The following is a 24,120-nucleotide window of genomic DNA, read 5'->3' on the forward strand; positions in this document are numbered from 1 at the left end:
ATGATTTACCTTTGTCCCTATCCAAAACGTTAAATATGAAATTTTATTTACCTAAGTTAGTATTTTTTCTTTCTTTTTTCATTCTTACAGGATGTAAAAAAAATGAAAATATTGTAGTCGAAAAGTCAGAAATTGCAAAAAACAGTATCGAATATGCTTCAGGACTTTCTATTGTAAAACAAGAAGGTTATTCTGTTGTTACAATTTCAAATCCTTGGCCTAATGCGAATAAGAATTTCAAATACGTTCTGAAAGAAAAGGATGCTAATGTCCCAGACAGCCTTCAGACTTACCCAATTATTAAAGTTCCTTTAGAATCAGTTGTGGTTACTTCAACAACTAATATCCCATTTTTAGAAATGCTGGAAGTTGAAGATAAATTGGTTGGTTTTCCGCATACTGATTATATTTCATCTGAAAAAACAAGAGCACTTATTGATAAAGGTTCAGTGAAAAATGTTGGACAAAATGAAAAGCTGAATATTGAGCAATTAATCGAATTATCTCCAGATTTGATTGTAACTTTTGGAGTTGACAACAACAATCCGATGCTTGATAATTTGAAAAAAAGCGGTTTGAATGTTTTAATTCAGGGAGATTGGATGGAGCAGTCACCGCTAGGAAAAGCCGAATGGATAAAGCTTTACGGAGCATTATTTGGAAAAGAAGACAAAGCAAAAGAATTGTTTGATAAAATTGTTGAAAGCTACAATCAAGCTAAAAAATTAGTGACAGACAAGCCTGCAACAACTAAGGTTTTGTACGGCTCAATGTATGAAGACGTTTGGTATGTAGCCAAAGGAAACAGCTGGGTTGCACAATTTATGAAAGATGCAAAAGCTGATTATTTATGGAGCAATCTTAAAGGAACGGGAAGTGAAGGTTTGTCTTTTGAAAAAGTTTTGGACAAGGCAAAAACAGCAAACATCTGGGTTGTTTCGGGATCGTTTAAAACCTTAGAAGAATTGCAGAAAGCAAATCCGCATTATGGTGAGTTTGATGCTTTCAAAAATAAATCGGTTTATTCTATGGAAAGTAAATTTGGAGCAACTGGAGGAACTGTTTTTTATGAATTATCGCCAAGCCGTCCAGATTTGGTTTTAAAAGACTATATCAAAATTTTCCATCCTGATTTATTGGCGGGTTATGAATTTACTTTTGCATCAAAACTGAATTAAATTGGCAAACAAAAAACGAAATACCATTTTATTTGTCGTTTTGTCTTTAGGACTTTTGCTGATGTTTTTTGCGAGTATCAGTTTAGGATCTGTTACAATTCCGCTAAAAGATGTTTTTACAAGTTTAACGGGCGGACAGGCGACAAAATCAACTTGGGAGTATATTATCATTAATTATCGTCTGCCAAAAGCAATTACAGCCGTTTTGGTTGGAACCGGACTTTCCATCAGCGGACTTTTGATGCAGACATTATTCCGAAATCCGTTGGCTGGACCATATGTTTTAGGACTCAGTTCAGGAGCAAGTTTAGGTGTTGCTTTTGTGATTTTAGGTGCTGGATTTTTGCCTTCGTTTTTAAGAGTAATTGCGCTTTCATCTTACGGAATTGTGATTGCTTCTACTTTTGGCAGTACATTAGTTTTATTGCTGGTTTTAGTTGTTTCACAGCGATTGCGCGATACAATGGCAATTTTGATTGTGGGATTAATGTTTGGAAGTTTTACCACAGCAATTGTTAGTGTTCTAACGTATTTCAGTACAGCCGAACAATTACAGAAATTCACTTTTTGGTCAATGGGAAGTCTTGGGAATCTTTCGTGGCCAACAATCGGAATTTTGACTTTTTGCGTTACACTGGGATTGCTTTTGAGCGCGAATAGTATCAAACCTCTAAATGCTTTATTGTTGGGCGAAAACTACGCTAAAAGTATGGGATTGAACTTTAAAAGAGCAAGACTTATTATCATATTTGCAACGAGTATTTTATCAGGAAGCATAACGGCTTTTGCCGGCCCAATTGCTTTTGTTGGATTGGCGGTTCCTCATATTGCAAAACTGACTTTTCAGACTAGTAACCATACTATTTTGTTTTGGAGCACTTTATTTTTTGGTTCGATTATAATGTTGTTCTGTGACATCGTTTCGCAAATGCCAGGATTTGATGTTACGTTGCCAATAAATGCTATAACGTCGATAATTGGTGCGCCTGTTGTAATTTGGCTTTTAGTTAGAAAGAGAAATTTTAAGTAAAAACTTACAAAATATTTTTACCTTTATTTTTTAAACACATAGAGACATAGTTTTGAATGCTGGTGAAAGGCGTTTCACTTTTGTAAACAAACATAGCCTTTGTAGTATAAGGCAGATTTCTATCTAATAACTAATAAATGATTACTCAGAAATATTTAGATGAATTAAGTTATGCAATTATTGGAGCTTGTATTGAAGTACATAAAACAATTGGAAAAGGGTTGTTAGAAAATATTTATCATCAATGTTTGAAAGAAGAACTAAAATCTCGAAATATAAACTTCTGTACAGAAATGAAAGTGCCTTTGATTTATAAAGACAAAGAATTAAATGCAGATATGAGATGTGATTTATTTATAGAAAATTGTTTAGTTGTCGAATTAAAAGCGTCATCAGAAATAAATCCAATTCACGAAGCACAGATAATGACCTACATGAAATTATTGAAAGCTCCAAAGGGAATTATCGTTAATTTTAATTGTTTCAATATTTTCAAAGAGGGACAAAAAACATTCGTAAATGAACATTACAAATTATTGCCAAAGTTTTAGAAACGCCAGCTATGTGTTAATTTACAAGTAAATTTTTAAACAACTTTCAACGCAAAGAAAACCTATGTTTCTATGTGTTTAAAAAAATAATCGCGATGATTAGTATTCTAAAGACGATAAACTTAAATATTGGATACAAATCCAAGAAAGCAACTGTGACCATTGCTGAAAATCTAAATTTGAATTTAGCATCAGGAAAACTAATTTCTTTAATTGGAGCAAACGGAATTGGAAAATCAACTTTATTGCGAACCATTACCGGGATTCAGCATCCTTTATCAGGAAATGTTTTTTTGAATGATAAAAACATTTCGACATACAATCCTCTTGATTTAGCACAGAATTTAAGTTTAGTTTTAACTGAAAAATTACCGCCAAGTAATCTTTCAGTCTTTGAATTGGTCGCACTTGGACGCCAGCCTTACACCAATTGGGTTGGAACTTTGACAGCAGCTGATATCGAAAAAGTTCAAGAAGCTATGCAATTAACGCAAATCGAAAATCTCGCTCATAAAAAACATTATGAAATAAGTGACGGACAACTGCAAAAGGTTTTAATCGCCAGAGCTTTGGCACAAGATACACCCCTGATTATTTTAGATGAACCCACAACACATTTAGATTTGCTTCATAAAGTTTCGTTATTCAAATTATTGAAAAAACTCACTCATGAAACTCAAAAATGTATTTTGTTTTCGACGCACGACATCGATTTGGCGATTCAGTTAAGTGACGAAATGATTATCATGACGCCAGAAAATGTAGTACAGGACGAACCATGCAATCTAATTTCAAACGGAAACTTTGCTTCTTTATTCAAAGATGAACATATTATTTTTGATGCTGAAAAAGGAAAGTTTATTGTGACTTAGAGATTGTTTTCATAACGAACTCGATAAACGTGAAGCAGTTTTTCTAATTCCTGAGACTTTATATTAAATTCAGCAATATCAATCTTTTCATGATTAAATGCCAGATAGGTCCTAGAATTTTTTCCTCTAATCTCTGTTAAAACTCTGTCGTTTCTAATGTTTTTCCAGATTACAAGTTTTTGGTCTTTTAATTTTATTCCTTCAGCATTAATTATCACTTGCGGACTTTTATCTCTTAATTTTTTAACTTGAATATAGGATAAATAAAGGCCTATTCCCAATAATAATAAACATAAATATTCTTTTTTGCTCAAAAAGTAAAGACCTGTTAAACTAATTATTATAGAAACAAATAATATAAAGAGAAGTGTAATTCTAGAATAAAAAATCATTGTTTCCTTTGGAACAGAAATATCATCCTTAAAAACATCTTTTTCAAGAAATTTTTTCTCCAGTTGTTTTAATTTCTGTTTTTGCTGATAATCTTTAAACTCTGTTTTTTCAAACCAGCTTCCACTTTGCCAAATTAATTTTTCTTCAACTGCTTTTCGCTGTAATTCGTGAATATTTCGGACATTTTCGTATGCCCAAATTTTCCAATGATTTACATAATAGCTCCATACCAACCAGCCAGATAAAAATCCCAATGCAAATCCTACGGGAATGATCCAACCTTCAAATATTTTTGCATAGGAAAGATAAATTCCTCCGCCAATAATGGCAAAAGTTACAATCATTGGCAAGTTTTTTAATTGCCATCTGCCTTTTTTTAAGGCTTGTTCTACGGTTACAGTTTCGGTCATTTTGTTTTTTGGGGCTAAAAAAGAAAAATTTATACTTAACTAATATTGTTTTCTCTGAGATATCGGTTTCGATGAATCATAAGAGTATGTTGCAGTTCTGCGACGTCAGTATTTAAATCGCCTATATCATGCTTTACAAACTTATCTTGATCGATAATGTAGTATACAAAAAAGTAATTGGTGTATCTGCCAGATCGCTCTGTTTCGATTCTTTCGTTTTTAATATTGCTCCAGGAAACAAGCTCTTCATTTCTGTATTGAATTCCTTTAGAGTTAATTCGAAATTGAACTTCATTAATTCTCTTTAGTAATTTTGATTCTTTGTAGATTATTAATGCAATAATCGGTAACAATAAAAAGGATACCATATAAGTTTCCTTATTTGTCAGTGAATAAACGGCATAGATCAAAAGGCCAAGTGCAACAAAAAGCCAAGTATAAACAATACTTTGAGAATAATAAATTAATTTCTCTTTCGAATAACTTAAATTATTTAGATCAATGAAAGGTCTCATATTACTTTTTCAATCCAATTTGTCTCTTAGCCTCACCAACTACAAAAGCAACTGAATTTGCAATATTAAAAGAACGAATAAGCGGTGACATCGGAATGGTTAAATGATTCTCAAATAGAGCCATAAATTCTTTGCTTAAACCAACGCTTTCTTTTCCAAAAACTAACCAATCGCCATCCTGAAAATCATTTTCTAAATACGATTTATCAGAATGTGAACTCATTAAAAAAACACGAGATTGATCCGGAATTTGTTTCATCCATTCGTCAACATTTGGATATTCGGTAACGTTAAGATGAACCCAATAATCCAAACCAGAGCGTTTCAGATTTTTGTCATTAATTACAAAACCAAAAGGATGAATTAAATGAAGTCGGCTTTCTGTACCAACGCACAATCTTCCAATGTTTCCAGTATTATTAGGTATTTCAGGTTCAACAAGAACAACGTTCAGCATTTTTTTTGAGTTATGAGTTATAGGTTATGAGTTTCAAAATTATCTAATTATCAAATTGACATATTCTCTAATTTAAAATCGTTTACTTCAAGGACTTCTCCGGCTTTTAAGTTTTGCAAATATACATTTCCAATCCGAACTCGAACCAAACGTAATGTTGGAAAACCAACTGCAGCGGTCATTTTTCGAACTTGGCGAAATTTCCCCTCATTTACAGTAATCGAAGCCCACGAAGTTGGGCCGTGACGTTCGTCTCTGATTTTTTTAGCTCGTGGTCCAAAATCTGGAACTTCGGTAACAATAAAAGCAGAGCAAGGTTTTGTTTTATATTTTCCGCCTTCAAAACCAATTTCGACACCTTTTTGCAACTGTTCGATCGCTTCTGGCGTTATAATTCCGTCAACTTGAACATAATATTCTTTGTCGACTTTTTTACTTCTTATCTGTTCGCTGACTTTTCCGTCAGTTGTCAATAAAAGCAAACCTTCAGAATCTTCGTCCAGTCTTCCAATTGCCATTGTTCCTTCAGGAAAATCATGCAGTTCACCCAAAAGTTTTTTCTTTCTTTTTAATTCATAAATAAATTGGCTCAAATAGCCGTAAGGTTTAAAAAGAATAAAGTGTCTGTGCATTTTTAATTTTTCGCAAAGATAGGTTCTTTGGTAAAATTAAAAGCCAAAGTGCTGCATATAACTCCTTTTTAGGCTTTCATTTTTTTTAGCCACTGGTACACAAACCAAATTACAGTGACACCAAAAACGGCAATCAAAACCGTATAATAGTTTTTGAAAAAGTCATGAAAATAACTTCCAATGAAAATATAAGCCGAAGCCATGCATAATTTGATCAGAATAAATTCGGCATTTGACCAAGAGGTTTTGATTTTGAAGAAATTCATAATAATCCAGATTTTCAAGTTGTTGCTAATAAAGGTAACAAATTTTGAAAGATGGCAATTATAAAACAAAGGCAATGCAAAGCCATAAAATGTTCCGATTTAGAATTCGTAATATTATAGTTAGAACGCAAAACAATAAAGTTATGGAAACGAATAATTTAGGAACCAAAAAGATAAACGGAGTACAGAAAAATGTAGATGAATCTAAAGGGAAAAATGTTTCGCACGATGGCAAAGCCGATGACGTTAATTTGAAAAAAGAAGTTGTTGCAGATAAAGAGGGAAAGAAAGAAATCGTTGAACGAGCACGAAATGAAAACGAAGAAATCAAAAAAGTTTCAGATAAAATAAATCCGAATAACCCAAATGCAAATCGCGGTGTTGAAACTGATGAAGAAGCCAATAAAACAGTCGAAAATAAAGACAGGAATTCAGACATCACACCAAACCGTTATCCAAACTCAAATCCTGACAATCATGAAGACAGAGGAAATATGAAATTAGATGATGAAAGCTGATATATATTAAAATTAATAAAATTGAAAAAGGCCGTCTCTTTTCCAGACAGCCTTTTATATATTAATAGGCAATTAATTTTTTAAAAACATCAAAATCTGGTTCTGGAACTATGGGGTAAAAATATTCCAATTGCCATTGCTGTGTTTTTTTTGCTTGTTTACTTTCGGTTTCATCCCAAGGCGGGTAAACTCTGATGGCTCTTTTTCCTTCGTGGGTTTTGGTAGAAAAAACACCTTTTTCCAGCAAAACATTTTTTGGGAAAATGAATTGCCCTAAAAGAGTATCTTTTCGAACACTTATAATAGCAAAATCAATGTCATCGTCAAAATCAAATGGTTCAATGATTCCAAGTCGGGTTCGTTTCCACAAAGTGACAAATTGCCCTGTTTTTGTTGGTGTAATTTTAGCCTCCCGATAACAAATGTGTTTTTCATTCATTAAAAAACGATAAGCACTGTAGTCAATGCTCTCACTTTCTTGCTGAGGCTGCGTGCAATCAAAATCAAAGCAATCATAAACCAGTTCTTTGGCTAAAATTAAATCCTTGGGGAAAGATTTATGGTTCGACCAGTGGTTTTTTACGATCATTTTGAGAAGACTGGCTTTTAGGCTTGTTTTCAAAATTATGTAGGTTTAGGGGGTTACGTAGGTTTTGGGGTTGTTAAATAGTTAGTATTTTTTTAAAATGAAACATTCAATCCAAAATTCAATCCCCATTGGAATTGATTAAAAGACTGCGTGCTCAAAGGGTTAATATAATAATTCATTGCTGGTTCTACAAAAATATTTGTTTTTTTATAAACTCGGTATTGGATTGTACTGCTCAAAGTTGAGCCGTAAACAAAATCATTTGCATTTTCATTTTCGCCAATCGAATTTCCATTAAGCGCAAGATTGTTAGCTATTAATTTTCCAACAAAAGTGCCAGTATTTAAACTGATGTTCGCTTTGTTTTTAGAAAAAATCGAATATGAAACTTCTAACGGCATTTCGATATATTTTAAACTCTGATCTATATTTCCAGTCGCCAAGTTGTCACTTTTTAATGCATTTTTTGTGGTATTAGATACCAATACATAACCTGCTTCTGTTGCAATTTGCGGTACTGTTGCATTCTGAACAAAATAGTCGTTGCTTCCTAAAAATGCATTATTTTTCGTGCTAATATAAGAAACATTTGCAATACTTTGTCCTAATTTATTTATTTTAAATCCTGATCCAACAGCCCATTTTTTATTTAGTTTGTATTTTGTTTTTACACCATAACTATTGGTTGACTTTGAATCGTTAACATTGCCGAGCGTTTTGTCATTTTTGTAGTTTTCAGAATTTGCTACTCCAGCAAAAACTTCAAGCGCCCATTTTTCATCAATTAAAGTCTTTTTAGGATCTTTTTCTTTATCCTTTTTCACTTCAGGAGTTACAATTCCTTTTTCCAGATTTTGAAGCTCTGCTAATTGTACAGAATCTTGTTTGCTCAAAACAGCATCATTAAATTTTGAATTGCTTTTTTGTGTATTGTCAGCAATTGCTTTTTCTGATTTTTGAGTATTATTTACCGTTTCCTTTTTATTCTCAGAGAGCATATTTTGCTTGCGTTCTGCTGCATTTTTGTTCGAAGAATTTAAAGCGATAGTATTGGATTTCGAATTTAAATTGTTTTCAAAAATAGAATTTGGAAGCTGATTTTTTGAAGACTTACTAAATGAATTTGTCTTTTTGCCTGTAAACGTTTTTTCGGCTAAAACTTTGTCGAGATTTCTTTTTTCGCTTTCAGAAAACTGATTTTTATCAGTGGTATTAAATGTGTTATATTTTCCTGAAGTATAATTTTTTGATGCTACAGCTTGATTTGAATTTCTTTTTTCGGCATTAAATTTTTGAGTTTCCGAAGCATTAGATTGATTTTTTTCAGAACCATTAAATGCATTTGTTTTTTCAGAACCATAATTTTTAACCGCAACCGCTTGATTCAGATTTCTTTTTTCTGAGTTTGATTTTTGGTTTCCAGAAACTGAAAATTGGTTTTTATTTTTTGCAGTTGCACTTCCCTCGGCGACAGCTTGATTGCTATTGCTGTTTGAATTGTTTACACTATTTGATTTTGATTCAGTTGTTTTTGAACTGCGTTCCGTTTTAGAATCGGCATTAGCAACTGCTGTTTCTTCTGTTGAATTTGCAGACGAATTATTAGTTGGATCTGTTGCGTTTCCTGAATTTGGATTTACAATGTTATTTTTATTATTTTCTGAATTTTGATCTTTTGCCGAAGCTGGTTTTTTGTGGTTTTCACCATTTTTATTTTCATCAAGAACTACATTGTTTTTTTCTAAAGAATTACCAGTGTTGATTTTATTGCCAGAGTCAGACAAAACAGCAGGAAGCGATAAGCATAATAATAAGCATGCTGCAGCTGACCACCAAAGAATAACTCTTTTTTTCTTTTTAGGTTTGTCTAGTTTTTCCTCAATTCCAGCCCATAGTTCTGGTGGCGGAACACTCGAAAAGTGTTCCATTGATGAAAAAATATCTTCTATTTTTTGCTTCTTCATGCTATCTTAAAATTTTTTATGCTCAAAATCCGTTTCTGCAAAATACCCTTTGCTCTGTTTAAATTTGATTTTGATGTTCCTTCTGAAATCTTCAATAATTCGGCTATTTCTTTATGTTTCATATGTTCAAAAACATATAAGTTAAAAACCGTCCGGTATTGATCGGGCAAATCCCGTATGTATTCTAATAATTTTTCTTTTTCTATCGGAATCGTTTCTAATTCTTCTTCTTCAATAAAATCAGTATCGGGATCAAAAACATCTAAAAAGAAACTCTCTTTTTTCTTCTTATTTAAAGTCTCAATAAGCTTGTTGATGAAAATCCGTTTTAGCCAGCCTTCAAAACTTCCTTCAAATTTATATTGGCTTATTTTTTGAAAAACGATTACAAATGCTTCTTGAAAAACATCTTTGGCATCATCTTCATTTTTCATATACTTTAGACAAATACCGTATAGAACCGGAGAAAACAGCTGATATATTTTCAGCTGTCCTGCCCGGTCATTCTTCATGCATTGCCTAATGTATTTTTCTAAATCGTCTTTCAAAAAAAATGGTATTGTTTGGTTTGGCAAAAATAGTTTTTATAAACTTAAAAAACTACCTTTTAAAGATACTGCGTGCAGCATCTTGATTATTGCTTACAATGGTTAGGTTTTGATTGTCAAGGTTTTCTATCACGTATGTTTTGCCTTCAAAGGTAATCAGGTCATGCTCTGCATGATCAGAAAAGCCAATTCCTTTTCCTGTTTCATACGTGCTGTTTCTGATTTCAACATCATTTTTATAAGTGATAACTCTTCCTTCAGGTGTAAAAACTACTTTTTTTGTAAATCCGGCTGTTTTTGGCGTTGCTGTGTAAGGATTGCTCGCGCCTCCAACAGATTTTTCCCAAATCCAAGTATTCACAATTGATCCCGAATTTACATTCGAAGAATCAAGCGAATAGGCCGTTGAAATAAGTCCAAAAACGATAAGAAATAAAAAATACTTTTTCATGCTAAGATTATTTTAAACTTGTGATTTTATCTTTAATTGCTTTTTTGAAAGCTTTGATGTCTGCGCTTTGATCAGGTGTATCGTTGTTGTCAATAAATATTTTAGTTACAGATGCTCCTTGTTTCAATTGGAAAAAGATACCGCCTTGATCTGCTCCATCTGGAGAACCATACGTTTTTGTTTGCCCTTTTAAAGTGTAAATTTCTGCAGGAATGCTTTTTGTAAATAGTGTATATTCACCTCTTTTTGTTTTAGCAAAATAAGCTGACTGTTCAAAATTGAAGTTTCCAGAAGCAGTACTGATCAATTTTAGAATATTAAAATCATTCAGCTGAAAGAAATTTTGACAGTCAGAACCTGAACAATTTCCATAGTAGCTTCCAATAATAATGTTATCTGGAGTTTCAGTTGTTTTATTAAAAATGATCGTTTTGTTTGATTTCGGAAGTAAAATAAAATCTGAAGGGTATGTTACAGTTGGAGAAATATTTTCACCTGACTGAGGCCCGCTTTCGTAATAGCTAATTACAATTTCGCATTTATTTTCAACAATCGAAGTCATTTTTATAGTATAACCGGTTGTTGTTTTCATTCCTGAGAAAATACCAACTAACATATTTTTAGTAAAATCAATATTAGCATCAGTGGCAACTGGGCATGTATTTTCGTGTTTTGTAAAAAGGGCAGTCATTTTTTCTTGAGTCCCAACAACAACGGCAGCTGGGTTATCAGGAAGCGTTTTGATTGCGTAATTGCATAAAAGCGGAAAACCTGTAAATCCTAATTCTGTATTTGCACCGCAATCAACATTCATATCATCATTTCCAAGCGAGCATGCGCTCAATCCAAAAGCTATAAATAAGCTCAACATCAATTTTTTCATTGTATTATTTTAATAGGTTATATTTTGTAGATGACTGAAGTTTAAAAAGGTTGCGTCGAAAATGCTTTTTTCTTTACTTTTTTTAAAATGTTTATTTAATTTAGAATGCGCACGAATTAGTGAAATTTTAAATTTTAAAAATCAGAACTACGTATTATTGCGTACTTTTACTTAAAAAAAACTTAGTTATGTTTGACTTTCTTCCCATTTTAGTGGCTTTTATTATGGCGTTATTTTTAGGTATTTACTTAGGAAAGCTTTTAATGAGCGCCAAATCACAGACTGAAAAAGTGAGTTTGGAAGAAAAATTAAATGCAAACGTAAATCAGCTGCAGCTGCAGAAAGAACAATTTGAAAGTGAAAGAAATAATTTTCAGAAACAGGTTCAATTAATTAATTCTGAAAAAGAAAATATTAGAACCGAGAAAGACAGCCTTGCGATTCAGCTTTCTAAAAAAGAAGTCGATTTTGAAAATTTATGGGAACGCCATAAAGAACAGAAAAATGAAATAACAGAGCTTCAGGAAAAATTCACCAAAGAATTTGAAAACTTGGCCAATAAAATTCTCGAAGAAAAGTCGGCTAAATTTACGGAGCAGAACAGCGAAAATATGAAGAATATTTTGTTGCCTTTGCAAGATAAAATTCAAGGATTTGAGCAAAAAGTAGAACAGACACATAAAGAAAGCATCGATTATCACGCAGCGTTGCGTCAGCAGATTGTTGGTTTAAGCGAAATGAATGCGCAAATGAGCAAAGAAACGCTTAATTTAACTAAAGCATTAAAAGGTGATACTAAAATGCAGGGAAATTGGGGCGAACTGGTTTTAGAGCGTGTTTTAGAAAAATCAGGCTTAGAAAAAGGACGCGAATATGAAGTACAGCAGAGTTTTACAAATAATGAGGGAACACGTGTTTTGCCAGATGTTGTAATTAATTTGCCTGACGGAAAGAAGATGATTGTCGATTCTAAAGTTTCGCTGGTTGCTTATGAAAGATGGATCAATGAAGAATCTGAAATATTGAAAATCGATTTTCTGAAAGAACATGTCAGTTCTATAAAAAGACACGTAGAACAGCTCGGAAACAAAAATTATCATGATTTATATCAAATTGAAAGCCCAGATTTTGTGTTGCTTTTTATTCCGATAGAACCAGCTTTCGCCATTGCATTAAATGAAGATTCGACCTTATACAATAAAGCATTTGATAAAAATATTGTCATTGTAACTCCAAGTACTTTATTGGCAACTTTACGCACTATCGACAGTATGTGGACAAACCAGAAACAGCAGGAAAATGCTTTTGAAATTGCCAGACAAGCGGGAGCTTTATATGATAAATTTGAAGGTTTTGTAACGGATTTAGTCCGAATTGGAAATAAAATTAAAGACACAAAAACCGAATACGAAAGCGCTATGAATAAATTGGTTGACGGAAAAGGAAACTTAATTTCAAGCGTCGAAAAATTAAAGAAAATGGGAGCCAAGGCAAAAAAATCGCTTCCTGAAAATATTATTGCCAGAGCTTCAAATGAAGATGAAAATCAGTTTTTAAATTAAAACTCCAATTTAACTTCAGCCAGAATAACATAAAAAATACCATAAAAATAAAAACATGACTACAGATTTCAAACTCGTTTCATCATCAAAAATTAGTATTTCCGAATTAATGCTGCCATCGCATACCAACTTTAGCGGTAAAATTCACGGAGGATATATTTTACAATTACTGGATCAGATTGCTTTTGCTTCGGCATCAAAATTCAGTGGTAATTATTGTGTTACGGCTTCTGTTGATACCGTAAACTTTTTAAAACCTATTGAAGTGGGCGAACTGGTAACGATGAAAGCGTCGGTAAATTATGTGGGAAGAAGTTCGATGGTTGTCGGAATTCGTGTTGAAGCCGAAAATATTCAAACTGGAGTGATAAAACATTGCAATTCGTCATATTTTACAATGGTTGCTAAAGATAAAGAAGGAAAAAGCGTTCAAGTTCCGGGTCTTATTTTGTCAAGTCTTGAAGAAGTGCGCCGTTTTAGAAAAGCAATCAAACATATTGAAATTAAGAAAGAGGTTGAAGAACATGAAAAACTCACCAATGTGAATTCGATTGAAGATTTAGCGAGCTTGGATAAGTACAATGTGCTTTTAGAAATCAGTTAGATTGTTTATCTTTAGGTTATAACATTAAATTATAACACGATGGTAAAGTTTGGATATACAATATTATATGTTGAAGAAGTAGAAAAAGCAATTGAATTTTATGAAAATGCTTTTGGGTTTTCAAGGAGATTTATTAGCCCAGACAATGATTATGGCGAATTAATCACAGGAGAAACCACGCTTTCATTTGCGTCAAAAAAATTAGCAAACCAGAATTTGAAAGATGGTTTTCTTGAAAGTAATTTAGAAAACAAGCCTTTTGCAATTGAAATCGGTTTTATAACTGAAGATGTTGGGGAATTGCTGCAAAAAGCAACTTCTTTTGGAGCTGTTTTAGTAACAGAACCAACGAAAAAACCTTGGGGACAAGTTGTAGCGTATGTTCGTGATCCCGAAGGATTTTTGATTGAGATTTGTACGCCTGTTGAGTAATAAAATTATGGTGAAGTCCCTTCGGGACAAATTGTGGCGTTAATGTTTTTTTTCTACCAATATTTAATTCCTATCGGAATATCTCGTAGAGATTAAATATTGGTAGCTGCGGGACAGATCGCTGCGTTAATTTATTTTTTTCTAGCAATATTAATTCCTAACGGAATATCTCGTAGAGATTAAATATTGGTAGAAAAATATAATAGAAACCCAATCTATTTTGTCCCTTAGGGACTTTATATTTCACAATTTACAATACTCATTTCACGTAAAAAATATTCACAAATATTTAGGATTAGCAGAAAACTTTGTACCAAGAAATTTCGTAACTTTAAGTATACATTATTAGGTTACGGAATATTTCACGGAGTACTGCCATTCAATTTTTTTAAGCCATTATCTTAAGTTCTGATTTTCTCTTCTTAAAATAAAAAAATCGAATGACATAATTGTTTAATGATGACGATTATGAAAAGAACTACTTTATTAATTTTACTTTTTACCGCATTTTCTTTGCTTGCTCAAGATAAATTTAAAACCAATTCGGCGGTTGTAAATTTTGAAGCTTCTGTTCCTTTTTTTGAAGAAGTGAAAGCGGTAAATAAGCTCGGAACTCTTGTTCTTGAACCTGAAACAAGTACGCTTATCTGTACTGTTATTATCAAAGATTTTCGTTTTAAAATGGATTTAATGCAGGAACATTTTAACGATAATTATATCGAAAGCCATCGTTATCCAAAAGCTGTTTTTAAAGGCAAAATCGAAAAATTTGATTTAAAAAATATCGATGAAACGGAAAGAGAATATGATATTAAAGGCAAATTATATCTGCATGGAAAATCTAAAATTATTGCTGTAAAAGCGCTGATGAAAAGAGTTCCTGACGGAATTCAGATTGTATCGACATTTCCTATTTCAGTAGAAGATTTTAATATCGAAATCCCTTACGTTGTAGCCAACAAAATTTCAAAAACTGTCCAGACTGATTTAACAGGGATCATGCGATAAAAATTGACAAAGATTTTTACAAATTCTTAAGGTTAATTAAAAAAATGGGTAGCAGCATAACAGCCTTAAGAATTTGTAGAATCGGAGTCGTAAATTATTGCAGACAGCTCAAAAGCGTCCGTTCTAAATCTGTAAACTGAAACTCAAATCCTTCTTTTTGGATTTTTTGAGACGAAACACGCTGTCCTTTTAAAACTGCTTCGCTCATCTCTCCCAAAGTAATTTTTAGTAAAAAAGCAGGAATTTTAGGAAACCAGATCGAATAGCCTAAAATCGTAGCTAATGTTCTTGAAAATCCTGAATTGGTAGTATTGTCTGTGACGCAGGCATTGTAGGCGCCATGCATATGTTCGTCTGTAATTGCTTTTAGATAAATCTGTGCTAAATCGTCAATATGAATCCAGGCTAAATATTGTTTTCCAGTGCCTAAAACAGCACCAAAACCAGATTTAAAACTCGGAACCACTTTTTTCAAAAAACCTTCATCTTTGCCAAAAACAATTCCGGTTCTGATTTTTACCGTTCTAATGCCGAGCGTACTTATTTTATCGGCTGTATCTTCCCATATTTGGCAAGTTGTGCCTAAAAAGTCTTTTGCTGATGGTGTTTCTTCATTGCAAATTTTATGGCTTGTAACCGCTCCATAAATCCCAATTCCTGACGCCGAAATAAATGCATTTAGCGTTTTATTGTTTTCTTTTAAAATCGAAAAGATAAGTTCGATAGGTTTTGTTCGGCTTTCTAAAATAACTCTTTTTCGTCTTCTGGTCCATCGTTTTTCAACAATGCCTTCGCCGGCAAGATGTATAATATAATCAGCATTCAGGATGGCTTCTTTTTCAATGAAATCCTTTTTTAAATCCCATTTATAATACGTAATTGACGGCGTATTTTTATGCTCAAACCGACTTAAAATTGACACTGAAAAGCCATTGTCGATAAGAACATCGGTCAGATGTTTACCAACAAATCCAGTGCCTCCGGTCAGTAAAACATTTTGAGCCATAATAGTTTATAATATATTTAACAGTGCATATTGTTTAAGGAATAGTAAAGGTACTTAAACAATGCTTACCTTTAAGGCAAATTCTAATTTTTAATAAAATGGCGACTAAAAAAAAGGTAATTACCAAAGATGATATCGTTTCAATATACATGAATGAAGTTTTAGAAAAAGGCGAAAAACCAAAATCAGTTTATCATTTTGCCAAAGAAAATGATTTTAGCGAAGCTGAGTTTTATGCTTTTTTTGGAACATTAGAAGGTTTGGAAAAAGAAATATTTAGACTCTTTTTTGAAAACACCGTTAACTTGCTTCACAAAAATGAAGAATATCAGCAATATGATATGAAAAATAAAATGCTGAGTTTTTATTTTACTTTCTTCGAAATTTTGACTGCCAACAGAAGTTATGTTCTACAGTCGTTAAAAGTAGATAGGAATCCGCTTAAAAATTTAGTGCAGCTTACTTCACTCCGAAACAGTTTTAAAGAATATGTTTCAGAAATTCTGACGGATGATTATAGACTGGAACAAGAAAAACTTCAAAAATTTCAGGAAAAAACAATTCAGGAATCGGCTTGGGTGCAATTAATGTTTACAATTAAATTTTGGATGGACGATGAATCTGCCGGATTTGAGAAAACCGATATTTTTATCGAAAAATCAGTTAATGCTTCATTCGAATTAATGAATGTTGCGCCAATGAACCATTTGATAGATCTTGGCAAATTTCTATTTAAAGAAAAAATATACAGCAAATAATGAAAACAATCGATTATATCCCAACTTCAAAAATAGAAAGAGCGGGAAAACTGGTTCAGACCGGCGCCAAAATTGGAGTAAATTATGTGAAACATTATGCTGAAAAAATAGTTAATCCTGATTTATCAAGAGATAAACTAAATGAAAATAACGCCGAAGATATTTACGACGGACTAAAGAGCTTAAAAGGAAGCGCCCTTAAAGTGGCTCAAATGCTGAGTATGGACAAGAATTTTCTGCCTCAGGCTTATGTAGAAAAATTTTCGCTTTCACAATTTTCTGTTCCGCCGCTTTCTGCACCGTTAGTATTAAAAACATTCAAAAATAATTTTGGCAAAACGCCTTATGAAATTTATGATGAATTCAACCCAAATTCAATAAACGCGGCCAGTATTGGTCAAGTGCATTTGGCTACGAAAAATGGAAAAAAACTAGCAGTCAAAATTCAGTATCCGGGTGTTGCAAACAGTATTTCTTCCGATTTAGCTTTGGTAAAACCAATCGCAATCAGGATGTTTAATTTGCAAGGAAAAGATTCTGATAAATATTTTAAAGAGGTCGAAGACAAACTTATTGAGGAAACGAACTACTTGCTAGAATTGAAACAAAGTCAAGAAGTTGTTGATGCCTGCAGTAAAATCGAGAATATTTCTTTCCCGAATTATTATCCTGAATTTTCATCAGAGAAAATTATTACAATGGATTGGATGACTGGAATTCATCTTTCTGAGTTTACGGCCAAAAATACGGATCAGGAAGCAGGAGATAAATTAGGGCAGGCGCTTTGGGATTTTTATATGTACCAAATCCATGTTTTACGAAAAGTTCACGCTGATCCTCATCCAGGAAATTTTTTGGTTGATGATCAAAACCACTTAATTGCGTTGGATTTTGGCTGTATGAAACAAATTCCGGAAGAATTTTACACACCGTATTTTGAATTAATCAATAAAAATGTGATTACAGATGAAAAGCGTTTCAACGAAAAATTATTCGAATTAGAAATTCTTCGTCCAGATGATACACCAGCAGAAATCGAATATTTCACCGAAATGTTTCATGATTTGCTTTCGCTTTTTACAAGACCTTTCCAAAACGAAACTTTCGATTTTGCCGATGAAACTTTCTTCAATGCCATTGCGCAATTAGGCAAACGCTTTTCAGAAGATACAAACTTGAAAAAAATGAACGGAAATCGTGGTTCTAAGCACTTTATTTACATGAATCGTACTTTCTTTGGTTTGTATAACTTAATGTTCGATTTGAAGGCGAAAATTGTTGTTGAGAATTATTTGAAATACTAGTGGAGGAAATTCCAATATAAAAATTCCAAATTCCAATCTAACAAGATAGACCTTTGTCAAAGTTTAAAACTTTGACAAAGGTTTTTTCGTTTAGTTTGTGATCCTTCGTTCAGGATGACAAGATTGTGTGTAATTGGAATTTGGAATTTTAAAATTTGGAATTTATTTAATTATCCCCGCCTTATAAGTCGCAATCGCACGATCTCTTGCAAACGCGTGATCAACCATTGGTTCATTGTAACCAAAATCAAACTCAGGAATCCATTTGCGAATGTATTCTCCTTTTTCGTCAAATTTCTTTTGCTGAATTTCGGGATTAAAAACTCTGAAATAAGGCGCGGCGTCGCAGCCTGTTCCTGCAGCCCATTGCCAGTTTCCTACGTTTGAAGCCAATTCAAAATCTAATAATTTTTCGGCAAAATAAGCTTCACCCCATTGCCAATTAATCAATAAATGTTTGCATAAAAAACTGGCCACAACCATGCGGACACGATTGTGCATATAACCTGTTTCGTTGAGCTGACGCATTCCGGCATCGACCATTGGATAACCTGTGGTGCCTGAACACCAACGTTTAAAATCTTCTTCGTTATTTCGCCATTGAATTCCGTCGTAAGCCGATTTGAAATTATGATTGACACAATTTGGAAAGCTGAATAGAATCTGAATAAAGAATTCTCTCCAAATCAATTCACTTAAAAAAGTCTGATTTTTTCTATTCGCCCAATTTACCAACTTCCGAATACTGACGGTTCCAAAACGTAAATGCGGCGAAAGATAAGATGTGCTGTCTAAGGCAGGAAAATCACGTGTTTCTTTATAATTTGAAATTTGAGATAAATCGTGAGGTTGTACTTTTATAGCACTTTTTTCAAAACCAATTTCTGATAATTCTGGAAATGAAAATTGATTTTTGAAAAAATTGGATTGAAACGATGCCGAATCATATTCTGGTGCAGCTCCTGAAAAATGATATTTCTCAAGCCATTTGTTTTTATATGGTGTGTAAACCGTGTATGGAAGTCCATCGGCTTTTGTGATTTCTTTTTCTTCGAAGATTACATGATCTTTAAAAGAGAAACACTCGATTTTACTTTCCTTTAAAAGAGAACAAATTGTTGTGTCACGTTTGATTGCAAACGGTTCGTAATCTTTATTGAAGAAAACGTTTTGTATGTCAAATTCTGAAATAAGCGATTTCCAGACTTCTGTTGTTTTTCCTTTTTTGATTAGAATTGAAGAATCAAATTCGTTTAATTGGGAATTTATTTTTTGAAGTAAATCATAAATAAAAGTTACTCTGGCATCATTTTTTGGAAGATTGTCCAAAATATCTTCGTCAAAAATAAATAAAGGAATTACAGGGAAATCTGATTGCAAGGCGTGAAATAATCCCGTATTATCTTCTAAACGCAGATCGCGTCTGAACCAGAAGAAAGAAACTTTTTGTTTTGTCATTGTATTGGTTATGTCTTGACGAATATTTGTATTGTGTATTTTTTTTAAACACATAGAAACATAGATTTTTTTCTTTTTGATTTAGAGATCTTAAAAAAGAAACTAGTTTCTTAACACATAGCTCCCAAAGTTTGTCATTCCTCGTTACTCGGAATGACAAGATTGTACAGACTATGTTTGTTTGTGCAAGTGAAACGCCTTTTTCAAGTTATAAAATCTATGTTTCTATGTGTTTAAAGAAAATTAAAAGCTTTTTTGTTTGCCATTAATTTGTACGACTTGTGGCTCTTTTTGTGAATTGAATAATTCTTCTATTTTGTTGCGTCGGAAATCGAAAATGGTATTTAGTTTATTTTTTACAATTATGGTGTTCATAATTCGGCCTAGAATTCCGAGTGGAAGGGCGTAATGAACGATGTCTGTCATTTTTGTTCGGCCGTCTTTTGTGCGTTCAAAAAAATGTTTGTGATGCCATAATTTGTATGGACCAAAGCGCTGAATGTCGATGAAATATTCGTTTTCTTGACAAGCTGTAATTTCGGTTACCCATGAAATTTTGATTCCCAAAAGCGGTTTTAAGGTGTAAGTAATGAGCTGTCCGTGATACATTCTTTTATTATCAAAATCCTGAATTTCAAAACTCATATTGTCAAGCGTTATGGTTTTAAGATTTTTTGGACTTGAGAAAAAATCCCAACATTCTTCGACACTTGAATTTACATATTGTACGGTTTCTATTTTGTATAATTTCATTTCGTATTAAATCAATTGTTTCAAATGTTTCTTATAAAGTTACATTTTATAATATTTAAATGGTACAAACAACATTCCGAAACATTCTCCTTTTTCTTTGTTGAGGTGTTTATGGTGTATTTTATGTGCTTTTCTAAGTCCGATGAGGTATTTGTTTTTAGTGTTTTTAAACCATTTAAAACGCTGATGAATCAACACATCGTGAATTAAAAAATAGCAGGCGCCGTAAAGCGTAATCCCACAGGCAATGAAAAACAAATAATTGAAACCGGCCTGAGCACCAAAATAAAATAAAAGGATACTTGGAGTAGCAAAAATGACAAAGAAAATGTCGTTGCGCTCAAAGGTATGCTCGTATTTTGGCTGATGATGATCTTCGTGAAAATACCACATAAAACCGTGCATTACGTACTTATGCGTAAGCCAGGTAACACATTCCATGAACAGAAAAACGCCTAAAAAGATTAAAAAAGAAATCATTTTGTAAATGTTGTTATTAAAATTATGACTTTATTTTGTTTGAGTTTAGCTTTAGATTGTAAAATATTAACTCTAATGATTATTTTTTTTACTTGTCATCCTGAGCGAAGTCGAAGGACCGCAAGTAGCTCCGCAATCTGTGACAATCTTTGTCGAGTTTCTCGCGAAGATTTCTCCTTCGTCGAAATGACAAACTGTTGGCTAAATCTCTATACTAACTTCAATTTATACGTCACAAATGACTGCGCCAAAAGCCCAGCTTTTGTATAATTAGAAACCCGTATTCTGGAATTTCCTATTTCGTGATATGGTGTGTTTTTTAGCTTTTTGAGTAACTTTTTATAATAAACATAAGCGGTGTAAACGCCAAATTTAGCTTCAATTGGCAATTTTACAATTCCTTGATACGCAATTCGGAAATCTTCTTCGATTTCTTTGATGATCTGCGCTTTTGCATCTTCATTGAAATTGTTGAGATTGATTCCCGGAAAATAAGTTCGGTTTAAAATCAGATTATCATCTTTTAAATCTCTTAGGAAATTTACCTTTTGAAAAGCTGATCCTAAACGCATGGCTTCGTGTTTTAACTGCTCGTATTTGTGCTCTTTTCCGGAAACAAAAACTTTCAAACACATTAATCCGACAACATCGGCGGAGCCATAAATGTAATCTGCGTACTCGGTTTGAGTGTTATAAGTTGATTTTATAAGGTCAAGTTTCATGCTTCGTAAAAACGCCTGAACTAAATCATCAGTAATATTATATTCTTTGACTGTATGCTGGAAAGCGTTTAAAATAGGATTCAGACTGATGCCTAATTGCATTGCTTTGTAATATTCTTTTTCGAAATCCTCGATCAGATATTCTTTTTCATAATCGTGAAATGAATCTACGATTTCATCAGCAAAACGCACGAATCCGTAAATGCTGTAAATGGCATCACGAATGCTTGGCGACAGCATTTTTACTGCCAATGAAAATGAGGAACTGTAATTTTGCGTAATCAGTTTACTGCATTTGAAAGAAACGGCGTCGAATAGTGATTTCATTTTTTAAGATCTAAAAGATTTTTGAATTAACTCAGCAACCAATTTTCCCGAAATTAAAGCAGGCGGAACCCCTGGACCAGGAACAGTTAATTGTCCTGTGAAATATAAATTACGTACTTTTTTGCTTTTTAGTTTTGGCCTTAAGAAAGCAGTCTGCGATAAAGTATTCGCCATTCCGTAAGCGTTGCCTTTATACGCATTGTAATCTGTTACGAAATCATTTTTGCAGAATGACTTCTTAAATATAATGTTATTTTTAATTTTCTGTTGTGTAAGCTCTTCAAAACGATCGATTATCTTTTCGAAATAGGCTTCTCGTAGTTCTTCATTATCTTCAATTCCCGGTGCAAGCGGAATTAAGAAAAACCCTGATTCCATTCCTTCGGGCGCTGCCGTAAGATCTGTTTTGGATGGAAAATTGGCATAAAACAATGGAGATTCCGGCCATTGTGGATCATCATAAATGGCTTTTGCATGCTTGTCAAAATCAACATCAAAAAATAATGCATGATGCGAAATGTTTTCTATTTTTTTATTGAAGCCAATGAAAAATAGGAGAGAAGAAGGAGCAAAAATTCGGTTTTCCCAATATTTATTGGAATAAACACGATGTTCTTTTTCGAGCAAAGTTTCAGTATGCTGATAATCGGCACCACTTAAAATCAGGTCTGCTTTTATGATTTCTGCGTTGATTTCAACTCCAGTTGCGGTTTTGTTTTCAACGATTATTTTTTCAATTGGCGAATTGGTTTTAATCGTAACGCCAAGTTCTAAAGCTAATTTTTCAATACCGCGAATAACATCAAACATTCCTGTTTTTGGATGCCAGGTTCCTAGACCAAAATCGGCATAATTCATAAAATTGTAAAAGGAAGGCGTTTTGCTGGGTTTTGCTCCAAGAAATAAAACGGGAAATTCTAAGATTTGAATTAATCTTTCGTTTTTGAATTTCTTTCGGATATCCTGACTCACATTACTCAAAAACTGATCGAGTTTTAAAGCTGTTTTTGGTGTAATTAATTCTAAAGGAGAAACTCCGGGACGATATACAAGATCTTTAATCGCAATATCATAATTGCTTTTTGCTTGGTCGATGAAGTTCTGAAGTTTATTAGCACTTCCGTTTTCGATGGTTTCAAAAGCAGCTTTTATTTCTTCTAAATTATCGCAAATACTGATAAAATCATTTGTTCCAAAATAAACTCTGTAGGCAGGATTAAGTTTTATGAGTTCATAATAATCAGAAGTTTGTTTATTAAAATCCTGAAAAAAGCGATCAAAAACATCTGGCATCCAGTACCAGCTTGGTCCCATATCAAAGGTGAAACCATCTTTCTTAAATTGTCGTGCTCGGCCACCAATCGTTGGATTTTTTTCATAAATAGTAACCTTGTGTCCTTGTTTTGCCAAGTAACACGATGCGGCTAAAGAAGAAAAGCCAGATCCTAGTATGATAATTGTTTTTGTCATTTGTTTAACAAATATACAAAAACTTTAAACAAAATAATTAAATTTCTTCGATAGTTTCTTCCATCGAATCAAAAACACGAATGCGCTCATGCAGATTTGACTGGTCAATATGTTCTACCATATTACCCATAAGCCAGATTTCGTTATTTTTCAGCAACAATTTCTGTCCCATCGATTTTACATATTGATTAATAACAGTTCTATCAGGCTGAACGGTCATGAACGAAACGAATGTTATGTTTTCAAAATGTCGAGTAAGATCCTGCAAGTTTTCAATAGGCATACTTTCTCCTAAATAAATGGTTTTGTATCCTTTTGTCAAAATTTCGTATTGCAGATATAAAAGACCAATTTGATGCACTTCATTTAAAGGCAATGACAGCACAAAGATTCGGTCTGTTTTTGTAGGTTTTAATATTTGAAGACTTTCGGTATAAATTAAAATTTTCTGTTTGATCAAATGACTCATAAAGTGTTCATTTGCGGGTGTTATGGTTTCAGATTGCCATAACAGGCCTAACTCTTTCAACAACGGAAGAAAATGGTCTTTAAAAACTTCTTTAAAGCTTTTTTCTGAAATAAGCCAGTCAAAAGTATTGAAGAATAATTCTTGGTCGAAATTCATCATTGCCATTTTAAACGAAGTGATAGCATAGTTTTGCGAATTTTTCTTAGAAATAATTTCGCGTACTAACTGCGGGATTCTGTCCTCAGGATAAGTAGCAATTTTAGAAATTTTATAACCGTACTGATGAAGCAAAGTTATATTTAAAAGTTTCTGTAAGTTTTGTAAATTATATAGTCTGATATTGGTATCCGTTCGCATTGGTTCAAGAATATTGTATCTTTTTTCCCAAATACGAATTGTATGCGCTTTTATGCCAGATAAGTTTTCGAGGTCTTTTATGCTGAAAACCGTTTTTATATTGTTTACCATTATTGATCGTTGAGTAAACAAAAATAAAATAAAATCTGAAAT

Annotated in this window: 28 protein-coding genes; 11 read left to right on the plus strand and 17 right to left on the minus strand. The window is 32.9% G+C overall.

All coding sequences use genetic code 11. From position 1 onward, the window contains the following. The first annotated feature begins 35 nt into the window (after nucleotides 1-35). From GKZ88_RS17080 to GKZ88_RS17095, 4 genes are all read left to right on the plus strand, one after another. Nucleotides 36-1,178 (plus strand): ABC transporter substrate-binding protein, encoded by a 1,143-nt coding sequence (locus GKZ88_RS17080; protein WP_155103552.1) that lies wholly within the window; start codon nucleotides 36-38, stop codon nucleotides 1,176-1,178. A gap of 61 nt (nucleotides 1,179-1,239) precedes the next feature. After that, nucleotides 1,240-2,208 (plus strand): iron ABC transporter permease, encoded by a 969-nt coding sequence (locus tag GKZ88_RS17085; protein ID WP_196216492.1) that lies wholly within the window; start codon nucleotides 1,240-1,242, stop codon nucleotides 2,206-2,208. 137 nt (nucleotides 2,209-2,345) lie between these two features. After that, the gene (locus tag GKZ88_RS17090; RefSeq protein WP_155103554.1) at nucleotides 2,346-2,759 is read left to right on the plus strand and encodes a GxxExxY protein; all 414 of its coding nucleotides are present in this window, start codon (nucleotides 2,346-2,348) and stop codon (nucleotides 2,757-2,759) included. A 95-nt stretch (nucleotides 2,760-2,854) separates the two neighbouring features. Further along, the gene (locus GKZ88_RS17095) at nucleotides 2,855-3,631 is read left to right on the plus strand and encodes an ABC transporter ATP-binding protein (RefSeq protein WP_155103555.1); all 777 of its coding nucleotides are present in this window, start codon (nucleotides 2,855-2,857) and stop codon (nucleotides 3,629-3,631) included. On the opposite strand, the gene GKZ88_RS17100 is transcribed toward GKZ88_RS17095, so the two are convergent. From GKZ88_RS17100 to GKZ88_RS17120, 5 genes are all read right to left on the minus strand, one after another. Continuing rightward, a complete protein-coding gene (locus GKZ88_RS17100; RefSeq protein WP_155103556.1) occupies nucleotides 3,628-4,434 on the minus strand; it encodes a hypothetical protein in 807 nt (268 codons plus the stop codon). The genes GKZ88_RS17095 and GKZ88_RS17100 overlap by 4 nt on opposite strands. Before the next feature lie 35 nt (nucleotides 4,435-4,469). Next, complete coding sequence (locus tag GKZ88_RS17105) at nucleotides 4,470-4,949, minus strand: hypothetical protein (protein ID WP_155103557.1); 480 nt, start codon at nucleotides 4,947-4,949, stop codon at nucleotides 4,470-4,472. Between the two features lies 1 nt (nucleotide 4,950). Continuing rightward, a complete protein-coding gene (locus tag GKZ88_RS17110) occupies nucleotides 4,951-5,406 on the minus strand; it encodes a tRNA (cytidine(34)-2'-O)-methyltransferase (protein WP_155103558.1) in 456 nt (151 codons plus the stop codon). A 50-nt stretch (nucleotides 5,407-5,456) separates the two neighbouring features. Further along, nucleotides 5,457-6,038 carry a pseudouridine synthase gene (locus tag GKZ88_RS17115; protein ID WP_155103559.1) on the minus strand — a complete coding sequence of 194 codons (582 nt, stop codon included), beginning with the start codon at nucleotides 6,036-6,038 and terminating at the stop codon, nucleotides 5,457-5,459. Nucleotides 6,039-6,106: 68 nt separating this feature from the next. Continuing rightward, nucleotides 6,107-6,304, minus strand: coding sequence for a hypothetical protein (locus tag GKZ88_RS17120; RefSeq protein ID WP_155103560.1), 198 nt, complete (start codon nucleotides 6,302-6,304; stop codon nucleotides 6,107-6,109). A gap of 143 nt (nucleotides 6,305-6,447) precedes the next feature. Here GKZ88_RS17120 and GKZ88_RS17125 point away from each other — a divergent pair, with 143 nt between their 5' ends. After that, nucleotides 6,448-6,822, plus strand: coding sequence for a hypothetical protein (locus GKZ88_RS17125; RefSeq protein ID WP_155103561.1), 375 nt, complete (start codon nucleotides 6,448-6,450; stop codon nucleotides 6,820-6,822). 61 nt (nucleotides 6,823-6,883) lie between these two features. On the opposite strand, the gene GKZ88_RS17130 is transcribed toward GKZ88_RS17125, so the two are convergent. Genes GKZ88_RS17130 through GKZ88_RS17150 form a run of 5 tightly spaced genes read right to left on the minus strand, consistent with a single transcriptional unit; the run spans nucleotide 6,884 to nucleotide 11,257 of the window. Continuing rightward, complete coding sequence (locus GKZ88_RS17130; RefSeq protein ID WP_347343893.1) at nucleotides 6,884-7,444, minus strand: MepB family protein; 561 nt, start codon at nucleotides 7,442-7,444, stop codon at nucleotides 6,884-6,886. Between the two features lie 59 nt (nucleotides 7,445-7,503). Next, nucleotides 7,504-9,375: a hypothetical protein gene (locus GKZ88_RS17135; RefSeq protein ID WP_155103562.1), complete on the minus strand. Its 1,872-nt coding sequence runs from the start codon at nucleotides 9,373-9,375 to the stop codon at nucleotides 7,504-7,506. Further along, nucleotides 9,372-9,923, minus strand: a complete 552-nt coding sequence (locus GKZ88_RS17140) for a sigma-70 family RNA polymerase sigma factor (protein WP_155103563.1) — start codon at nucleotides 9,921-9,923, stop codon at nucleotides 9,372-9,374. The genes GKZ88_RS17135 and GKZ88_RS17140 overlap by 4 nt, the downstream gene beginning before the upstream one ends. A 52-nt stretch (nucleotides 9,924-9,975) precedes the next feature. After that, nucleotides 9,976-10,374 (minus strand): hypothetical protein, encoded by a 399-nt coding sequence (locus tag GKZ88_RS17145; RefSeq protein WP_155103564.1) that lies wholly within the window; start codon nucleotides 10,372-10,374, stop codon nucleotides 9,976-9,978. A gap of 7 nt (nucleotides 10,375-10,381) precedes the next feature. After that, nucleotides 10,382-11,257 carry a protease complex subunit PrcB family protein gene (locus GKZ88_RS17150; RefSeq protein WP_155103565.1) on the minus strand — a complete coding sequence of 292 codons (876 nt, stop codon included), beginning with the start codon at nucleotides 11,255-11,257 and terminating at the stop codon, nucleotides 10,382-10,384. A 188-nt stretch (nucleotides 11,258-11,445) separates the two neighbouring features. Between GKZ88_RS17150 and rmuC the strand changes: the two genes are divergently transcribed. The 4 genes from rmuC to GKZ88_RS17170 all read left to right on the plus strand — a co-directional run bounded on the left by rmuC (nucleotide 11,446) and on the right by GKZ88_RS17170 (nucleotide 14,863). Beyond that, nucleotides 11,446-12,819 (plus strand): DNA recombination protein RmuC, encoded by a 1,374-nt coding sequence (gene rmuC, locus GKZ88_RS17155; protein WP_155103566.1) that lies wholly within the window; start codon nucleotides 11,446-11,448, stop codon nucleotides 12,817-12,819. Between the two features lie 55 nt (nucleotides 12,820-12,874). Beyond that, nucleotides 12,875-13,423, plus strand: a complete 549-nt coding sequence (locus GKZ88_RS17160) for an acyl-CoA thioesterase (RefSeq protein WP_155103567.1) — start codon at nucleotides 12,875-12,877, stop codon at nucleotides 13,421-13,423. A 39-nt stretch (nucleotides 13,424-13,462) separates the two neighbouring features. After that, the gene (locus GKZ88_RS17165) at nucleotides 13,463-13,855 is read left to right on the plus strand and encodes a VOC family protein (protein WP_155103568.1); all 393 of its coding nucleotides are present in this window, start codon (nucleotides 13,463-13,465) and stop codon (nucleotides 13,853-13,855) included. A gap of 468 nt (nucleotides 13,856-14,323) precedes the next feature. After that, a complete protein-coding gene (locus GKZ88_RS17170; RefSeq protein ID WP_155103569.1) occupies nucleotides 14,324-14,863 on the plus strand; it encodes a YceI family protein in 540 nt (179 codons plus the stop codon). A gap of 94 nt (nucleotides 14,864-14,957) precedes the next feature. Here the strand turns inward: GKZ88_RS17170 and GKZ88_RS17175 are convergent, their stop codons facing one another. Next, nucleotides 14,958-15,869, minus strand: a complete 912-nt coding sequence (locus tag GKZ88_RS17175; protein WP_155103570.1) for a TIGR01777 family oxidoreductase — start codon at nucleotides 15,867-15,869, stop codon at nucleotides 14,958-14,960. Nucleotides 15,870-15,967: 98 nt separating this feature from the next. Between GKZ88_RS17175 and GKZ88_RS17180 the strand changes: the two genes are divergently transcribed. Together GKZ88_RS17180 and GKZ88_RS17185 are read left to right on the plus strand one after the other, a co-directional pair. After that, entirely contained in the window at nucleotides 15,968-16,627 is a 660-nt protein-coding gene (locus GKZ88_RS17180) for a TetR family transcriptional regulator C-terminal domain-containing protein (protein ID WP_155103571.1), read from the plus strand. Then, on the plus strand, nucleotides 16,627-17,931 hold the full coding sequence (locus GKZ88_RS17185) for an AarF/UbiB family protein (RefSeq protein WP_155103572.1): 1,305 nt from the start codon (nucleotides 16,627-16,629) through the stop codon (nucleotides 17,929-17,931). Before GKZ88_RS17180 ends, GKZ88_RS17185 begins: the two co-directional genes overlap by 1 nt. Nucleotides 17,932-18,093: 162 nt before the next feature. Here GKZ88_RS17185 and GKZ88_RS17190 read toward each other — a convergent pair whose 3' ends face one another. The 6 genes from GKZ88_RS17190 to GKZ88_RS17215 form a co-directional block, all read right to left on the minus strand. Further along, entirely contained in the window at nucleotides 18,094-19,389 is a 1,296-nt protein-coding gene (locus GKZ88_RS17190; protein ID WP_155103573.1) for a deoxyribodipyrimidine photo-lyase, read from the minus strand. A 243-nt stretch (nucleotides 19,390-19,632) separates the two neighbouring features. After that, nucleotides 19,633-20,142, minus strand: a complete 510-nt coding sequence (locus GKZ88_RS17195; RefSeq protein WP_155103574.1) for an SRPBCC family protein — start codon at nucleotides 20,140-20,142, stop codon at nucleotides 19,633-19,635. Nucleotides 20,143-20,181: 39 nt separating this feature from the next. Continuing rightward, nucleotides 20,182-20,622, minus strand: a complete 441-nt coding sequence (locus tag GKZ88_RS17200; RefSeq protein ID WP_155103575.1) for a sterol desaturase family protein — start codon at nucleotides 20,620-20,622, stop codon at nucleotides 20,182-20,184. A gap of 209 nt (nucleotides 20,623-20,831) precedes the next feature. After that, nucleotides 20,832-21,671, minus strand: coding sequence for a phytoene/squalene synthase family protein (locus GKZ88_RS17205; RefSeq protein WP_155103576.1), 840 nt, complete (start codon nucleotides 21,669-21,671; stop codon nucleotides 20,832-20,834). 3 nt (nucleotides 21,672-21,674) lie between these two features. Further along, entirely contained in the window at nucleotides 21,675-23,141 is a 1,467-nt protein-coding gene (gene crtI / locus GKZ88_RS17210) for a phytoene desaturase family protein (protein ID WP_155103577.1), read from the minus strand. Nucleotides 23,142-23,178: 37 nt separating this feature from the next. Then, the gene (locus GKZ88_RS17215) at nucleotides 23,179-24,078 is read right to left on the minus strand and encodes a MerR family transcriptional regulator (RefSeq protein WP_155103578.1); all 900 of its coding nucleotides are present in this window, start codon (nucleotides 24,076-24,078) and stop codon (nucleotides 23,179-23,181) included. Between the last annotated feature and the right edge of the window lie 42 nt (nucleotides 24,079-24,120).

The sequence above is a fragment of the Flavobacterium sp. LC2016-01 genome (assembly GCF_009711135.1).
GTDB lineage: Bacteria > Bacteroidota > Bacteroidia > Flavobacteriales > Flavobacteriaceae > Flavobacterium.

Coding starts and splice junctions, on each gene's coding strand:
- rmuC (WP_155103566.1), top strand. CDS start 11,446: ATGTTTGACTTTCTTCCCATTTTAGTGGCTTTTATTATGGCGTTATTT.
- crtI (WP_155103577.1), bottom strand. CDS start 23,141: ATGACAAAAACAATTATCATACTAGGATCTGGCTTTTCTTCTTTAGCC.
- GKZ88_RS17205 (WP_155103576.1), bottom strand. CDS start 21,671: ATGAAATCACTATTCGACGCCGTTTCTTTCAAATGCAGTAAACTGATT.
- GKZ88_RS17165 (WP_155103568.1), top strand. CDS start 13,463: ATGGTAAAGTTTGGATATACAATATTATATGTTGAAGAAGTAGAAAAA.
- GKZ88_RS17200 (WP_155103575.1), bottom strand. CDS start 20,622: ATGATTTCTTTTTTAATCTTTTTAGGCGTTTTTCTGTTCATGGAATGT.
- GKZ88_RS17160 (WP_155103567.1), top strand. CDS start 12,875: ATGACTACAGATTTCAAACTCGTTTCATCATCAAAAATTAGTATTTCC.
- GKZ88_RS17215 (WP_155103578.1), bottom strand. CDS start 24,078: ATGGTAAACAATATAAAAACGGTTTTCAGCATAAAAGACCTCGAAAAC.
- GKZ88_RS17120 (WP_155103560.1), bottom strand. CDS start 6,304: ATGAATTTCTTCAAAATCAAAACCTCTTGGTCAAATGCCGAATTTATT.
- GKZ88_RS17100 (WP_155103556.1), bottom strand. CDS start 4,434: ATGACCGAAACTGTAACCGTAGAACAAGCCTTAAAAAAAGGCAGATGG.
- GKZ88_RS17105 (WP_155103557.1), bottom strand. CDS start 4,949: ATGAGACCTTTCATTGATCTAAATAATTTAAGTTATTCGAAAGAGAAA.
- GKZ88_RS17080 (WP_155103552.1), top strand. CDS start 36: ATGAAATTTTATTTACCTAAGTTAGTATTTTTTCTTTCTTTTTTCATT.
- GKZ88_RS17170 (WP_155103569.1), top strand. CDS start 14,324: ATGAAAAGAACTACTTTATTAATTTTACTTTTTACCGCATTTTCTTTG.
- GKZ88_RS17095 (WP_155103555.1), top strand. CDS start 2,855: ATGATTAGTATTCTAAAGACGATAAACTTAAATATTGGATACAAATCC.
- GKZ88_RS17090 (WP_155103554.1), top strand. CDS start 2,346: ATGATTACTCAGAAATATTTAGATGAATTAAGTTATGCAATTATTGGA.
- GKZ88_RS17195 (WP_155103574.1), bottom strand. CDS start 20,142: ATGAAATTATACAAAATAGAAACCGTACAATATGTAAATTCAAGTGTC.
- GKZ88_RS17175 (WP_155103570.1), bottom strand. CDS start 15,869: ATGGCTCAAAATGTTTTACTGACCGGAGGCACTGGATTTGTTGGTAAA.
- GKZ88_RS17145 (WP_155103564.1), bottom strand. CDS start 10,374: ATGAAAAAGTATTTTTTATTTCTTATCGTTTTTGGACTTATTTCAACG.
- GKZ88_RS17190 (WP_155103573.1), bottom strand. CDS start 19,389: ATGACAAAACAAAAAGTTTCTTTCTTCTGGTTCAGACGCGATCTGCGT.
- GKZ88_RS17110 (WP_155103558.1), bottom strand. CDS start 5,406: ATGCTGAACGTTGTTCTTGTTGAACCTGAAATACCTAATAATACTGGA.
- GKZ88_RS17180 (WP_155103571.1), top strand. CDS start 15,968: ATGGCGACTAAAAAAAAGGTAATTACCAAAGATGATATCGTTTCAATA.
- GKZ88_RS17185 (WP_155103572.1), top strand. CDS start 16,627: ATGAAAACAATCGATTATATCCCAACTTCAAAAATAGAAAGAGCGGGA.
- GKZ88_RS17125 (WP_155103561.1), top strand. CDS start 6,448: ATGGAAACGAATAATTTAGGAACCAAAAAGATAAACGGAGTACAGAAA.
- GKZ88_RS17135 (WP_155103562.1), bottom strand. CDS start 9,375: ATGAAGAAGCAAAAAATAGAAGATATTTTTTCATCAATGGAACACTTT.
- GKZ88_RS17085 (WP_196216492.1), top strand. CDS start 1,240: ATGTTTTTTGCGAGTATCAGTTTAGGATCTGTTACAATTCCGCTAAAA.
- GKZ88_RS17150 (WP_155103565.1), bottom strand. CDS start 11,257: ATGAAAAAATTGATGTTGAGCTTATTTATAGCTTTTGGATTGAGCGCA.
- GKZ88_RS17115 (WP_155103559.1), bottom strand. CDS start 6,038: ATGCACAGACACTTTATTCTTTTTAAACCTTACGGCTATTTGAGCCAA.